Here is a 14,013-nt window from a genome sequence, read left to right as displayed (position 1 = left end):
CTCGATGAGCCCATTTCGATGCTGTTGCCGGCGACACCTGGAACCGCTCGGCCGCTCGCCGTACCGACCAGCCTTGAGTGTTGATCAGGTCCGCCAGACGAGCCCGACCGACAGGCGTCAGGGGTGCATTAGCGTGAGTCACGAAGACCTCCGTGTGTGGAATGTGAGTGTGGTAACCCACATCCTGCCCGGAGGTCTTCGCTAACTCAGCCGTTCACAACGTCCCTGGGAAGAACATCTAGATCGTCGGAACAGTTCCGCCGTCGATGACATACTCGGCCCCGACGATTCCCGACGCTCTGTCAGAGACGAGGAAAGCCACAAGATCGGCGATCTCCTCGGTGTGAGCGAACCGGCCGAGCGGCACGCCGCCAAGAGAGTCGAGTATGTGCTGCTTCGCGGCATCTCGGCTGAGGTCGTTACCCTCCGCGATCCGGTCGACGAACCGTTCGTACGCGTCGGTCTCGATGCCGCCAGGGCTGATGGCGTTCACTCGAACCCCCTTCGGGGCGAGCTCGTTCGCGAGCCCCTTGCTGTAAGTGCGAAGCGCTGCCTTCGCGGCCGCGTAGGCGAGGGAAGCGTCGAACTGCGGCATCTGCCGCTGAATCGAAGTGAAGTGGATCACCACGCCAGAACCGGAATCGATCATCGCCGGAAGAAGTGCGCGATCCAGCCGGACAGCGCCCAGGAAGTTGAGATTGAGCTCGATCATCCACTGCTCGTCGGTGATCTTCACGAAACCGCCGGAAGGCGTCGAAGCACCCCCGACAACGTGGACGAGGACGTCGACACCTCCGGCCTCCTGAATGCGCGACGCTACCGTCGCCGTGCCCTCGGTCGTCGACGTGTCGGCGGCGATGAACCGGTCCGGGAACTCATACCCGCTCGGCATGGACCGTGCCGTCACATATACATCAGCGCCCAGTTCGCGGAGGCGCTCCGCGACAGCCGCTCCCGATCCCTTAGAACCGCCTGTCACCAGAGCGCGCCGCCCATCCAGCCGATCACGATTCACGCTTTCCATGTCTGCATCTCCAGATTCACTATTTCGATGAGGTGAGTATGCAGGGGGTTTCAGGCTGTTGACCGACACCTGTCGAGACCTCATTTCCTGCATGGCTCAAGGTTCTGGCTTCCCCCAGGGGGAAGGTCAAACCTCTGTTTTCGCTCTCTGTGAAACACCCGCTCTCGTGGTGGTCAGCGGGCGAGAACGACGCCTGATGCGCGACTCAGCCGATCGCCCACAGGAACGCGCTTGCTGCGACAGCTCAATCGCATGGAGAGGAACGGCAGACGTGCTCTTATGCGGCGAGTTCAACCAATCGTGACTTCACGGTGCGTGCTTCTTCTTCGAGTTCCCACCGCCGGCTGTCGGCAGCGACACCGCCGCCCACACTCAGCCCTGCGAGCCGAAGCTAGGATTGCTGCTTCTCGATCGCGGCCAGCCTTTCGCGCAAGTGAGCCACCTCGCTTGTCGCATCTTCGAACTTCATGTCGGGAGCGTACCTCGATGACATCGCCGCAGGTGAGGTGCGTCAGGTGTGATTCGACAATGCTTCTGCCCTCTGCTGATCTGCGCTCCCGCGAAGCGCCCCTACGGCATACTGCCCACATGGAGCGCCGAGATGACGTGCCTCGAATTCAGGACAACTTTCGTACGGAGCGTCTGAGCCTTCGCCCGTGGCAGGTTGCCGATGCTGCGTTCCATCGTCGGCTGTAGGAAGAGCGGGACGAGCGCGTTCCTGCACGGCGGCGCATCTCACCGGATGGTCGTCCCACTGTCGCAGAGATGCAGGACTGGCTTCGTGCCTACGAGCCGACGCCGGCACCGGGGCTGTTCGTCGTGGATTGTCGATCGCGCCGCAGCCGTCGGGTACGACCATCTGGCTCCCACAGTTCGCGAGTGGAATACGGGCTCATTGAGGGTGCTCGACAAGCTTGGGTTTGAACTCACTGGGGAGCGCGACAGTCCGGCTGCGAAAGCTGCAACCGTCGACACAAGCGCGATGATGACGGCCATCACGCCCGCGGCGCCTGAGCGGCAGCACGCCCACGTGAGCTGATCCGTATCCCGGGTCCTCACATGTCGTCGTGTTCGCAGGTCGATCAGCGCCGCGAGGCGTCAGCGAACACGGTGCGGTGCCAGTCGCGGCGGGCCGTGCCGGTGCGGTCGAACATGACGTGCTTGATCACCGTGTAGTCATCGAACGAGTACGTCGACATGTCCTTGCCGAATCCGGACTGTTTCATGCCGCCGTGGGGCATCTCGCTGATGATCGAGATGTGGTCGTTGACCCAGACGCATCCCGCACGGATCTGTTCGGTGGCGCGTAGCGCCCGATACACGTCCCGCGTCCACACCGAGGCGGCGAGGCCGTACGGGCTGTCGTTCGCCAGATCGATCGCCTCATCGTCCGAGTCGAACGGCATCACGACCAGAACCGGTCCGAAGACCTCGTCACGCACGATCTCGCTGCGGGGATCGGCGTCTGAGACGAGAGTCGGTGGGTAGTAGAACCCATTCGCGAGCGTGCCGCCGGGGATGCTTCCGCCGGTGACGACGCGGGCGTAGCCCCGTGCGCGGTCTACCATCGCGGCGACCTTGTCGCGGTGCGCGGCCGAGATGAGCGGACCCTGATCCGTGGATGGGTCTGCGGTCGGACCGAGCACCACCCGCTGATACAGCTCCGCCACCCCGGAGATGAAATCGTCATAGACCGAGCGGTGCACGATCGCCCGGGTCGCGGCGGTGCAGTCCTGCCCGGTGTTGATGAGGCTTCCCGCGACGGCGCCGTGAATGGCCGCCGTGAGATCGGCGTCGTCGTGGACAACGAAGGGGGCCTTGCCGCCCAGCTCGAGATGCACCCGCTTCGCGGTCGTCGCGGCCGCTTCGAGCACGGTCTGTCCGACGCGGGTCGACCCCGTGAACGACAGCATGTCGACATCGGGATGCCGCAACAGCGGGGCCCCGACATCGGCCCCGGTGCCGGTGATGACGTTGATGACGCCGTCGGGGATCCCCGCTTCCTGCGCGGCCTCGGCCAGGATCAGGGAGGTCAGCGGCGTCAGCTCGGACGGCTTGAGAACGATGGTGTTGCCCGCAGCGATCGCCGGGAAGATCTTCCAACCCGCCATCTGCAGCGGGTAGTTCCACGGCGCGATCGAGCCGACGACGCCGATCGACTCCCGGCGGACGCTCGACGTGTGCGAGCCGGAGTACTCGCCCGACGCCTTGCCCTCGAGGTTGCGTGCGGCACCGGCGAAGAAGGCTGCGTTGTCGACGGTCCCCGGCACATCGAACTCTCGCGTGAGACGAATGGGCTTGCCGGCCTGACGACTCTCGAGCGCGGCGATCTCCTCCGAGCGTGCGTCGAGACGCTTCGCGAGCTCGGCAAGAGCGGACGATCTCTCGGCCGGCGTCGCCCGCGACCAGCCGGGATAGGCGGCCCGCGCCGCGCGCACGGCGCTGTCGACGGTCTCGGCGTCCCCCATCGAGATGTCGGCGACCACGTCGCCGTTCGACGGGTCGCGTACCGTGCCGCGGAATCCTTCGTCGCGGATCGATCCGTTGATGAAATGAGTCATGGAGAACTGCCTTCGTGAAGAGGTCTGATCAGGATGCGTCCGGCGACCAGATGTCGCCGACGGTGTAGCCGTGCGGGAACGGATCTGTCTCGTCGAGCGTCCATTGAGCGCGCCCCGTGATCCAGGCGCGTCCGGTGACGGTGGGGAGCACGGCGCGAACGCCGGCGACATCGGTCTCGCCGGTCAGCCGACCGACGAACTCGGTGCCGATGATGCTGCGGTGGGAGAAGTCCTCTCCGATCGCGAGCTGACCTCGTGCGTGCAATGCGGCCATCCGTGCGCTCGTGCCGGTGCCGCACGGCGACCGGTCGAGAGCGCCTGTCCAGGTCGCGGGAGCATCGTCGCGGAGCTCGCCGTTGGTGAGCACCACGGTGTTGCGATCCTCGCGCCCGTTCAGGCGATCGCCGGTGTGGATCATCACGAGGTCGATGCGATTGATCTCCGGATTGAGAGGGTGGGCGACGACCGTCTGTCTCCTGGCGGCGAGCTTGATCAGCGCTCCCATCCGGGCGAGGTCGCGCCCGTTGCCGGGGACCAGATCGACACCGCAGTCGCTCGCCTTGACCTGGGCGAAGAACTGGCCGCCGAAGACGATGTCGGCGGGTACCGTGCCCACGCCGGGTATGTCGAGCGGCATGTCGAGGTCGACGACGAACGCCGGGACGTTCACCACGGTCACTGCCGTCACCTTCGAGCCCGATACGTGGGCGATGGCGCGGACCACGCCTACCGCGGTGTCGATCGTGACCTCGGTGGTGGGCTCCCGCATCGGAAGCATCCCTGTTTCCAGGATGGCGGTCACCGTGCACATCGTGTTGCTGCCCGACATGGGTGTGAAGCCTCCCTGTTCGAGCACGACGATTCCGAAGTCCGACCCCGGGTTCACGGCGGGGAGCACGAACACGGCGCAGAGTCCGGGATAACCGCGCGGCTCGTGAAGAAGCATCCGCCGCAGACCGTCGAGATTCTCCCGGCAGTAGGCGAGGCGCTCAGCCATCGTCTCGCCCCGCACGAGACCGGCGGCGTTCAGCACGACGCGCCCCGGCTCGCCTTCCGCATGGACCTCGACGGTATCGAGGGTCAGAATTTCGCTCATGCAGGAACCGTAGCGAGGACTCCGGCCTTCTCCAGGATCCGCGCGAAGCGCTCGCGTTCCTCCGCCGGCAGCGGTTGGATCGGAAGGCGCGCGGGGCCGACCGGGTGACCGAGCAGTTCGAGGCCCGCCTTGATGCCGGCGACGTAGTTCACCGACTCGAGGAAGTCGCTGATCGCCCACAGGTCGACCCACAGCTCGCGCGCCCGTGCGAGGTCCTTGCGCACGGCCAGGGTCTCCCAGAGTTCCGCCGCGAGCTCGGGTACGACACCGGCCGCGCCCCAGACGGAAGCCTCCGCCCCGCTGGCGATGCCGAAGAAGGTGAGAGTGTCCCAGCCGTTGAACGCCTTGATCCGGCTGCCGTAGTTGGCGAGAAGGGCCGCGAGCGAGACCGCGTCGCCGGAGGTGTCCTTGAGGTAGTCGACGCCGGGGATGTCGCCGAGTTCGGCGATCTGCTCGGCCGACAAGGTGATCCCGGTCGCACCGGGGACGTTGTAGTAGACGATCGGGATCGTGATGCTGCCGGCGACGGCGCTCAGGAAGGACTTGAGCATCTCGAAGCTCAGCGGGTCGTAGAACGGAGGAACGAGCATGACGGCATCCGCACCGACCGTCTCGGCGTGCTGTGCGAGTTCGACGGCTTTGGCGGTAGACAGTGCCCCGACGCCTGCGACGACGGAGAAGCGTCCGGCTGCACTCTCCACGTACAACTCGATCACGCGCTTGTACTCCTCGTCGGTGAGTGTGGTGAACTCGCCGGTGGTGCCGGTCGGGACGATGCCGTGGATGCCGCCGGCGACGAGCCGGTCGACCTGATCGCGGAGCGCCTGCTCATCGACGGCGGAGCCGTCGGGGGTGAAGGGGGTCGTCACCGCGGCGAGGATTCCGTGGAGGTCGGCTGTCTTGCGAGTGGTCATGATGGTCCTTTCGGGTTCTGATGTCAGCGGGCACCGCGGAAGCGGCGAGGTGTGAAGGGCGCCAGGCGCGACGACTCGGTGCCGTGCAGGATGAGGTCGGTCATCGCGGACGCGCTGCCGGGGGCCAGAGTCACGCCGAGCATTCCGTGGCCGGTGGACACGTAAGCGTTGGACAGTCGGCCGAGCCGGCCCATGATCGGGAGTCCGTCCGGGGTCATCGGGCGCATACCGGCCCGCGGCGCCACAGGAGTGGTCGGCGGCTCCCATCCGCGCAGGTAGGCCGCCGGGGCGCGCAGGATGGCGTCGACGCGCACCTGGTTGATGTTCTCGTCCAGTCCCCCGAACTCCATGGTTCCAGCCAGCCGGAGATTGCGGGAGAGCGGGGTGATCGCGACTTTCGCGTCGGACAGGTTGGTCGCACTGCGGAGGCCGAACGGCTCGACGTCGATGCTGTATCCCTTGCCCGGTCGCACCGGGAGGGGGACGCGGAACATCCGCGACAGAGGTCCGGTCCAGGCACCGGCCGCGAGGAGATAGGCGTCCGCCGCGTACGAGCGACCCTGGGCGATGACACGGGTCACACGATCGCCGGAACGCTCGACGGCCACGACCGCGGCGTTCTCGACGATCTCGACACCCATCGCGACGAGTCGACCGTGCAGGGCGCGTGCGAGGGCGCCCGGGTCGACGTGCCGCTCCTTCGGGAAGAAGAGACCTCCTTCGACGGCATCCGAAAGAAGCGGCTCGTGCACTCGCACGTCGTCCCCTTCGAGCACGGTGGGCTCGAGGCCATAGCGCTTCACAAGATCGAGGTGGGTGAGGTGGTGATCCAGGTTGTCCCGCTGCGTGAACGCCATCAGCAGCCCGCCGCTGTGCATTTCGAAGTCCATGCCGTCGGCACGATAGTCGTCGAATGACTCGATCGAGCCTTCTGCGAGAGCAAGGTGGCCGGCGAAACCGGCGCGCTGGTCCCTGGCGTTCGATGCTCGCCACATGCCGAACATGAAGGAGAGGAACTGCGGGTGCAGTGACGGGCGGATGTAGAGCGGGCTGTCGGGTCGCAGCATCCACTTCATCGATGTCAGCACGACGCCGGGACCCGGTACCGGCGCGGCCTCTGCGGGGACGATCCACCCCGCGTTGACGTAGCTGGCGCCGAGTCCGGTCGCCCTGGCGTCGAGCAGGGTGACCTGCGCGCCCTCACGGGCGAGGTGGTAGGCGGTGGCGAGGCCGATGATGCCGCCGCCGATGACCACTGTGTGCATGGGTTCTCTTTCAGGATGTGGCGCCGGGCGGTTCATCGCCCGGCGCCTGGACGATCAGAAGCGGACGGCGTCGACGAACTTCTTCAGCTCCGGGTTCGTGGAGCGGTTGAAGGCCTCGTCCGGGGTGGCGTTGACGGCGATCTCGCCCTCGTGGAAGAACACCACGCGGTCTGCTGCCTTGGACGCGAACGCCATGTCATGCGTCACGAGAGCGACCGCGATCCCCTCCTCCTCCTTGAGGCGGCGGAGGACTTCGAGAACCTCGGCGGCGACGGGCGGGTCGAGCGCGCTCGTGATCTCGTCGCAGAGCAGCAGCTTCGGACGCATCATCAACGCGCGAGCGATGGCGACGCGCTGCCTCTCTCCACCGGACAGCTGCGCGGGCCGGCTGCGAATGTGGTGGGCCATGCCGACCTCCGCCAGTGCCACCTCCGCACGGGCGTTGACCTCGGCAACGGAGAGCTTGAGTCGTTTGCGGGGCGCGAGCGTCAGGTTCGCGAGAACATCCATGTGCGGCCAGAGCGTGTAGCTCTGGAACACCATGCCGACGTGCGACTCGACGTCCTCCCAGTCCTCGGTGCGGTCCTCCCCCTCGAACACGATCTTCCCGTCGAAGAGGATGCGGCCCGCATCCGGGTCGGTCAGACCGGCGAGAGCGCGGAGAAGCGTGCTCTTTCCGGAGCCCGATTTGCCGATGATCACCGTGATATCGCCGACCAGCATGTCGAAGTCGACGTTCTTGAGGATGTGTCGATCGCCGAAGCTCTTCTGCAGGCCCCGTGCTGAGACCAGCACCTCGCCATGACTTGCGGTGATCGTCTTCTCGGAGGGCAGAGCTCGCGATCCGGTGTCCGTCGACACTCGGCGAGATCCCGTGGTGGTTTCCGGCTCGCTCATGCGGTCTTCACTCTCGTTCCGGGGACCATGCGTGCCAGCACGCTCGGTCCGGTCTTGGTGCGCTGGCCCTTGTTCATCATGTTCCGCTCGATGCGGCTCGTGATCAGCGAGACCGGGAAAGCCACGACGAAGTACAGCAGTGCTGCAGTGGAGAGCAGCTCGAGCGATCGGTAGGTCTCGGCCGAGATGTTGTTCGCGATGAACATCAGGTCGGCGACCGCGATCGTGGAGACGAGCGCCGTGTCCTTGAACAGCGAGATGTTCAAGGACAGAATGACCGGCAGCTGCTGGCGGAGAGCCTGCGGGACGATGATGTATCGAATCCGCTCGAAGGTCGTCAGCCGCAGCATCTGGCCGGCTTCGACCTGCTCGATGGGCACCGCCTGGAATCCGCTGCGGTACGCCTCGGCCATGAAGGCGGTGAGGTTCGCGGTCAGCGCGATGACTGCCGATGCGAATCCCGGCAGGGTGATCCCCGTCAGGGTCGGCATCGCATAGAAGATCCAGAACAGTTGGACCAGCAGAGGCGTGCAGCGGAAGATCTCGATGTAGACCTGTGCGATCCACCGGACGATGGAGATCTGCGACATGCGCATCAGAGCCACCGGAACAGCCAGCAGCATGCTGAGCACGATCACGATCAGCGAGATCTCCACCGTCGTCAGCAGGCCGACGAGCAGGTCCGGCAGACTGTCCCGGACGACGCTCCAGTCGAAGTTGTAGTCCATGGCTGACCTACCGTCAGCGCTTCTGCAGATCGCCGAGGTTGTCGATCTCGAGGAAGTCGACAGCCTCGAACGCCCGGGTGAGCGCACCGTTGTTGCGCGCATTCGTGATGGCCACGTTGACCACCTGCAGCGAGCGAGCGTCGATGTCCTCCGGCACGCCGTACGCGGCGTCAACCTGGTAGATGACCGGATCCGGCACGACGATCTTCACACCCGGGTCGGCCTGCGCCTGGCCGACGGCCGCGGGCAGATCCATGAACGCCGCGACGACGCGGTCGGAGTTCACCGCAGAGAGCGCGTTGGGGATGTTGCTCACCGAGAGCAGATCGGCGCCGAGCTCGGTGAGTGCACCCTCGTAGGACGTGCCCTGAGCAGTGGCGACAGCGCCCGCCGCGATCAGTTCCTCGCTGGTCGCGTAGGGAGAGTCCGCCGGAACGATGAAGACGCCCTGGTAGGTGTAGACGGGGTTCGTGAACTGGATCGACAGCGAGCGCTCGAGTGTGGCATCGAGGTTGGCGGCGAAGTCGTAGCGTCCGGCTTGAAGCCCGGCCACGATGTTGCTCCATTCGGCGGCGACCGGGGTGAACTTGACACCGAGAGAGTCGGCGAGGTTCTGCAGCGGGATGATGTTGGGGCCCCCGAGCGTGCCGTCCTCCTGCTCCGCGGTCATCGGCGGGGCGATGGCGATCCCGACCCGCAGTTCGCCGCGCTCCTTGATGTCGGCGAGGAAGGCGCCGGCGTCGGAATCGGCCGCGGCGGCCGATCCTCCGCCGCCCCCACGAATCACGGACCCGAGGAATCCGGCGGCGATCGCCAGGATGATGATGCCGATCACCATGAGGATGGTGCGGTTGGTGCGCTTGGCCTTGCGTGTCGCAGAGTTAGACATTCCGAGCCCTTCTGTCCGAGTTGAGTGTGTGCGCGAGAGGTCGCCCATGAACCAGCTTGATGACATTCCCTTCGACCGCTTTGTCTTAGTGTCATACAATCTGCTGTTCTTACAAGACAGTACGACTCGATCGCGACCAGCGCAAGAGGTCAGACGACATCCGGGGGAGATGCAGCCGTCCACGCCCCGCATCTGATCGCCCTCAGGACGCGAAACCGGCCGATTCGTGGCGAATCGGCCGGTGGGGTCCAGTCATCGTGGTCTGTGTAACAGATGCGTGAACACTCAATCGAGCACGGTCACCTCTCCTCCCCGTCGTCGGCGAGGAGGGCCACGAGCTCGTTCGCACTGTCGATCGTGTGTGCACGGAAAGCCCTTTCGATCCGCACGATGTCGCGCGTGCGCAGCGCCTCCATGAGCTGTTCATGGACTCGGTGCGCGCGGATCGGATCGGAGCGCATCCACTGATCCTCGGCGAGCGCGATCGTGATCTGCGCCTCGGTGACCGGCCACAGCCGTGCCAGGAGGTAGTTCCCCGAAGCTTCCCAGATCTCGTGGTGAAAATCCACGTGCGCATCGTGCTGCACCACGGGATCCGGATCGGATGCCCTGCTCTCGAAGCGCTGCCAGCCACGTTCGACGAGGGCCAGCTTCGCCCCCGAACCATCCGCGAGGATCGCTTCGACGGCGACCATGTCGAGGGCGTGCCTTGTCACCGCGATCTGCTGAATCTGCTCGAGGCTCACCTCGGCGACGCGCAGACCACGATACGGCTCCGCGACGACCAGACCCTCGCGGGAGAGCTGATTCAGAGCTTCACGCACAGTCGGCCTGCTCACCCCCAGCGACAACGCCAGCCCCGCCTCAGTCAGACGATCGCCCGGCCGGAGTCGTCCGAGAACGATCGCGCGGCGCACCTCTATTCCGACCGCAGCTTTCCTCGAGACCGATGAGACCTGAGACGGCCCCCACGCCTTCGGTTCGCCCGACTTCACATCACCATCACGACCCATGCAGACAGCCTACTTCCGTTGTCATACAATCGGACGCTGGTGTCGCCTTTTCGAGGGCTTCGCATGGCGCCTGAGTGGCAGAGATCTACTCCGAAACTACTTGGCGTCCCGCCCTCGAGCGGCGGACTCGATGAGGTTGTCTGCTGCGAGAGCCTCCTCGGTTTTCACAGCTTCGGTCCAGGCGCTCGTTGTGGCGACCGCGGCCCAGTTGGAGTTCAGGAGGGCCATGATCGTCTCGTGCACCTGCTTCGCCGGCGCGCTGCCGGCGGAGTTCACGATGTCGATGGCGCCCGTCGCGTCCGACAGGACCTCGACGGTGAATCCGAGGGGTTCGGCTGCGGCGGCCGATCCGATGACGCAGTTGTTGGTCATGTAGCCCACGATGGTGATCGTGTCGACCTCGCGTTCGCGCAGCCACTCCTCGAGGCCAGTGCTCGCGAAGATGCTCGCGAACGACTTCGTGAAGCGGTGTGCCGCATCGTCGGCACGCTCCGCGATCTCGGGGTGCAGTCCGAAGGTCGGCGATTCCGGTGCGAAGACCGGGAACCCTGCAGCGGCTTCGTGCTGCACGATGACGATCGGGATCTCGGCCTGTTCGGCGGTGTGCATCGCCTCGGCGATGCGAGCGACCGACTCGTCTCGGGCAGGATGCTGAATCGGCAGCAATCCTTCGAAGTACTCCTGCTGGGCGTCGATGACGATCAGGGCGCGGCGGGGTGCAGACATGTGATTCTCCTTTGGTCGGTGGGTTCCGGCGGAGGCCGGGAGGGTTCAGGATTGTGCGGGCGAGCCGTAGTGGTGGGCGAGGAGTTCGATGGTGCGTTCATCCGCGCCGCGGGTATGGGAGCCGAGTACGAGCATGACCTCATCGACCCCGGTCTGCAGCTGGAGATCTTCGAGGCGGCGGGCGACGGTCGCCGCGGTACCGGCGTAGGCGCGGTTCGTGTACAGATCAAGGATCGCGCGCTCGTTCGTGGTCGCCGGGTACGCGGCGACTTCTGCGGGCGAGAGGAGTGTGTAGGGTTCCCGTGTGAACATGCGCAGCATCGCCATCGCGGAAGTGGACGCTTCACGCTGGGCTTCCGCAGCGTCCTCGGCGACCATCGTGCTCACGCTCGCCAAGGAGTAGGGCCGGTCGAGAACCTCAGATGGGCGGAAGTTCTCGCGGTAGATACGCAGGGCTGCGGTGATGTCGGCGTCGCCGAACTGCAGCGCGAACGCGTAAGGGCGCCCGAGTTCGGCCGCGAGATGCGCGGAATAGGTCGATGACCCGAGAACCCACACCTGCGGGTGCGTCTCCGGGGTCGGCACCCGGTTCTGTGCGGCCTGCCACGGGCCGGGCACCGCATGAACCTCGGTGAAGGGGTGACCTGCCGGGAAGTCGTCGGCGAGGAAGCCCAGCAGTTCAGCTATCTGCTGCGGGAAGGCGTCGTTCGCCCCGGCGCCACGGCGCAGAGCAGCAGCGGTGGCGTTGTCAGTGCCCGGTGCGCGTCCGACCCCGAGATCGATGCGCCCGGGGGCGAGGGCGTCGAGCATTCCGAACTGCTCCGCGATCACCAGAGGGGCGTGATTGGGCAGCATCACCCCGCCCGCGCCGAGCCGGATGCGCTCGGTATCGGCCGTGATGCGGGCGATCATCAACGGTGGTGAGGCGACGGAGAGGCCCGGCATCGCGTGGTGCTCCGACATCCAGAAGCGGTGGTACCCGAAGCGATCAGCGGCCTTCGCGATGCGGATGGTGTCGGCAAGTCCTTCTTCGGCTGTGCGACCGACACCCGGGCCGCCCCCGGTGTGCACAGACAGGGCAAATGGAGCAGAACCGAACATCGGAGCGGATTGCAAATCCATACCTCGTTTTCTCATGGTAGTTGGACCAGTCTTGCGTGATAACAAGCGTAACAGGAGCTCACGGTAAATCAACGCTGATACCATGAGGTGCATGTCCGAGATGCCTCTTCCCCCGAGTCCTGGCGCACGCGAACACAGCAGCATCGACCTGGTGAACAGCGAAATCCGCATACCCGACGGGAGTGTCCACGAGGCGCTGAACACCCCGCAGGAGACGACCGCCTGGCTCATCTCGCGCGGCCTGGTACCTGAAGGCGCGTCGTTGCAGTCCTACTGCCAGAACCGCCTCGTCGGTCTCCGCGGAGACCTGCGGAAAGCCTTCACGGCTCTCATCTCCGGGATCGCCGTCGATCCCCGCGTGCTCGACGGCATCAATGCCGCGCTCACTGCCGCCCCCCACACACCCCTGCTGCATCACGTGCCCGGAGAGGGATTCTTCCGTTCACTTGAGCACCCGACCACTCAGCTCATCGAGCACGCCATGTCCGTGATCGCCGAGGATGCCGCAGCGCTGATCGCAGGCGATGACGCTCCTCTGCTGGCGCAGTGCGAAGCGGAACCGTGCTCGCGGCTCCTGCTGAAGACCCACGGCCGCCGGCAGTGGTGCTCAACCCGCTGCGGAGATCGAGTACGCGCAGCGCGCGCCTACGCGCGAAAGCGGACACAGGCGAACCTGACACCGAGATGATCGGCCGGCACGCGGGCTCGTGCAATTGGGCAGCTCCGCCGCAAACGATCGTTTCTGGCTCATCATCAGAGGGGACAGACCGCTGCCGATGAGCCTCTAATCGGGACGGTGACCTCTGCGGTCGCTCTTCCAACAGCTCTCGCCCAACGGCGCGGTACTGATCGTGCTGGCGGCGGCTGGCCCATTCCTTTCACCGGTCATGATCGTGGCCTACTTCGCCGCCCACCAGGCCGGCGGCGAACATCGCCAGAACTCGGCAACAACCTGAGTCAACACCAGCCACAACATCGGAGCGTCGCTCGGCAGCGCCCTGGCGGGCGTCATCATCCAAGCCGCAAGCGTCCCCGCCGCAACGATCGGAATCGTTGCTGGTGCAGCCGTTCTGCTCATCGCGAGCGCCGTGTTGGGCAGAGGGAGCATACGGACGACTCGTTCGGCCCGAGAACGAGCTCGGTAGGGGGCGATGTTCCAGGCGTGGGCGGTCGTCAGAGCCCGATCGAGCGGCACGATCGTCTGTTCGTGCGATGGTTGCGAGATGACAACGCACCCGCTGTGGCGACCGTTCAATCGCGGTGCGAATGCGGCTCGTCAGGGAGAACGAGCGCGCGCTTTTACGAATCGGAGACCCAACGACGCGCTGCCCTACCGGGCTGGATCCACTTCTACAATCATCACAGGCACCACTCCGCCGTCGGAGCCCCACCCATCAGCAGACTCAACAACCTGCCTGGACATCACACCTAGCCGGCAGGACGCGGCGGCTCGGCGTCGCATCGATGTTCATTGGTGTACTTCCGGCCGCAGCTCTGTTCAACCATGCTGCTCCGAGCATGCCCGACGCCCTCGTCTGGTATTCGCTGGTTGCGCTCCCCATCTGTGTGTGGCGTTGGATACGCCTCCCTTTCACGGGGGTGAAGGTCGACGGCGACTTCGCGGTCGTCACTTCTTGGTGGCGGCGTCGCGTGTTATTGCGGTCGTCGATCGCCAGATTCCGCGCGGAGTCGTACACGGGATTCTTCTTCGTCTTCGGGTGGAGGGTGGACGGGAGGTTCGAGAGCGGCAGTCTTGAGGTCGAGCTGAAGGATGGCAC

Annotated in this window: 13 protein-coding genes and 1 pseudogene; 2 read left to right on the top strand and 12 right to left on the bottom strand. The window is 65.5% G+C overall.

Features of this window, described 5'->3' with window-relative positions:
• The 12 genes from RS85_RS19415 to RS85_RS01895 all read right to left on the bottom strand — a co-directional run.
• On the bottom strand, nt 1–142 hold a 142-nt coding region (locus tag RS85_RS19415; protein WP_200894772.1), incomplete at its 3' end, for a helix-turn-helix domain-containing protein.
• 96 nt (nt 143–238) lie between these two features.
• Nucleotides 239–1,024 carry an SDR family oxidoreductase gene (locus RS85_RS01945; protein WP_082087446.1) on the bottom strand — a complete coding sequence of 262 codons (786 nt, stop codon included), beginning with the start codon at nt 1,022–1,024 and terminating at the stop codon, nt 239–241.
• Between the two features lie 1,082 nt (nt 1,025–2,106).
• Nucleotides 2,107–3,585, bottom strand: a complete 1,479-nt coding sequence (locus RS85_RS01940; protein WP_046011733.1) for a gamma-aminobutyraldehyde dehydrogenase — start codon at nt 3,583–3,585, stop codon at nt 2,107–2,109.
• Between the two features lie 28 nt (nt 3,586–3,613).
• The gene (locus tag RS85_RS01935; RefSeq protein WP_046011732.1) at nt 3,614–4,681 is read right to left on the bottom strand and encodes a proline racemase family protein; all 1,068 of its coding nucleotides are present in this window, start codon (nt 4,679–4,681) and stop codon (nt 3,614–3,616) included.
• A complete protein-coding gene (locus RS85_RS01930) occupies nt 4,678–5,595 on the bottom strand; it encodes a dihydrodipicolinate synthase family protein (RefSeq protein WP_046011731.1) in 918 nt (305 codons plus the stop codon). The genes RS85_RS01935 and RS85_RS01930 overlap by 4 nt, the downstream gene beginning before the upstream one ends.
• A gap of 23 nt (nt 5,596–5,618) precedes the next feature.
• A complete protein-coding gene (locus RS85_RS01925; RefSeq protein WP_046011730.1) occupies nt 5,619–6,860 on the bottom strand; it encodes an NAD(P)/FAD-dependent oxidoreductase in 1,242 nt (413 codons plus the stop codon).
• Nucleotides 6,861–6,914: 54 nt separating this feature from the next.
• Nucleotides 6,915–7,757 carry an amino acid ABC transporter ATP-binding protein gene (locus RS85_RS01920; RefSeq protein WP_082087445.1) on the bottom strand — a complete coding sequence of 281 codons (843 nt, stop codon included), beginning with the start codon at nt 7,755–7,757 and terminating at the stop codon, nt 6,915–6,917.
• Nucleotides 7,754–8,485, bottom strand: coding sequence for an amino acid ABC transporter permease (locus RS85_RS01915; protein ID WP_052703284.1), 732 nt, complete (start codon nt 8,483–8,485; stop codon nt 7,754–7,756). Before RS85_RS01915 ends, RS85_RS01920 begins: the two co-directional genes overlap by 4 nt.
• A gap of 13 nt (nt 8,486–8,498) precedes the next feature.
• Entirely contained in the window at nt 8,499–9,374 is an 876-nt protein-coding gene (locus tag RS85_RS18860; RefSeq protein ID WP_052703281.1) for a substrate-binding periplasmic protein, read from the bottom strand.
• Between the two features lie 299 nt (nt 9,375–9,673).
• Nucleotides 9,674–10,387, bottom strand: a complete 714-nt coding sequence (locus RS85_RS01905) for a GntR family transcriptional regulator (protein WP_046011729.1) — start codon at nt 10,385–10,387, stop codon at nt 9,674–9,676.
• A 96-nt stretch (nt 10,388–10,483) separates the two neighbouring features.
• Complete coding sequence (locus RS85_RS01900) at nt 10,484–11,113, bottom strand: isochorismatase family protein (RefSeq protein ID WP_046011728.1); 630 nt, start codon at nt 11,111–11,113, stop codon at nt 10,484–10,486.
• Between the two features lie 45 nt (nt 11,114–11,158).
• Nucleotides 11,159–12,235: an LLM class flavin-dependent oxidoreductase gene (locus RS85_RS01895; RefSeq protein ID WP_200894770.1), complete on the bottom strand. Its 1,077-nt coding sequence runs from the start codon at nt 12,233–12,235 to the stop codon at nt 11,159–11,161.
• Nucleotides 12,236–12,326: 91 nt separating this feature from the next.
• Between RS85_RS01895 and RS85_RS01890 the strand changes: the two genes are divergently transcribed.
• Together RS85_RS01890 and RS85_RS19410 are read left to right on the top strand one after the other, a co-directional pair.
• Nucleotides 12,327–12,923 carry a CGNR zinc finger domain-containing protein gene (locus tag RS85_RS01890; protein WP_046011726.1) on the top strand — a complete coding sequence of 199 codons (597 nt, stop codon included), beginning with the start codon at nt 12,327–12,329 and terminating at the stop codon, nt 12,921–12,923.
• A 639-nt stretch (nt 12,924–13,562) separates the two neighbouring features.
• Nucleotides 13,563–13,667: pseudogene (locus tag RS85_RS19410) on the top strand (IS481 family transposase); the annotation flags it as partial.
• Nucleotides 13,668–14,013: the final 346 nt, after the last annotated feature.

The organism is Microbacterium sp. SA39 (assembly GCF_000967865.1).
Taxonomy (GTDB): Bacteria; Actinomycetota; Actinomycetes; order Actinomycetales; family Microbacteriaceae; genus Microbacterium.
Note: the sequence above shows the minus strand (reverse complement) of the source record. Positions and strands in the feature narration are given on the sequence as shown.

Bases quoted from the DNA above. Each gene is read 5' to 3' on its own strand.
- RS85_RS01945 (WP_082087446.1), bottom strand. From the start codon at position 1,024: ATGGAAAGCGTGAATCGTGATCGGCTGGATGGGCGGCGCGCTCTGGTG.
- RS85_RS01940 (WP_046011733.1), bottom strand. From the start codon at position 3,585: ATGACTCATTTCATCAACGGATCGATCCGCGACGAAGGATTCCGCGGC.
- RS85_RS01935 (WP_046011732.1), bottom strand. From the start codon at position 4,681: ATGAGCGAAATTCTGACCCTCGATACCGTCGAGGTCCATGCGGAAGGC.
- RS85_RS01930 (WP_046011731.1), bottom strand. From the start codon at position 5,595: ATGACCACTCGCAAGACAGCCGACCTCCACGGAATCCTCGCCGCGGTG.
- RS85_RS01925 (WP_046011730.1), bottom strand. From the start codon at position 6,860: ATGCACACAGTGGTCATCGGCGGCGGCATCATCGGCCTCGCCACCGCC.
- RS85_RS01920 (WP_082087445.1), bottom strand. From the start codon at position 7,757: ATGAGCGAGCCGGAAACCACCACGGGATCTCGCCGAGTGTCGACGGAC.
- RS85_RS01915 (WP_052703284.1), bottom strand. From the start codon at position 8,485: ATGGACTACAACTTCGACTGGAGCGTCGTCCGGGACAGTCTGCCGGAC.
- RS85_RS18860 (WP_052703281.1), bottom strand. From the start codon at position 9,374: ATGTCTAACTCTGCGACACGCAAGGCCAAGCGCACCAACCGCACCATC.
- RS85_RS01905 (WP_046011729.1), bottom strand. From the start codon at position 10,387: ATGGGTCGTGATGGTGATGTGAAGTCGGGCGAACCGAAGGCGTGGGGG.
- RS85_RS01900 (WP_046011728.1), bottom strand. From the start codon at position 11,113: ATGTCTGCACCCCGCCGCGCCCTGATCGTCATCGACGCCCAGCAGGAG.
- RS85_RS01895 (WP_200894770.1), bottom strand. From the start codon at position 12,235: ATGGATTTGCAATCCGCTCCGATGTTCGGTTCTGCTCCATTTGCCCTG.
- RS85_RS01890 (WP_046011726.1), top strand. From the start codon at position 12,327: ATGTCCGAGATGCCTCTTCCCCCGAGTCCTGGCGCACGCGAACACAGC.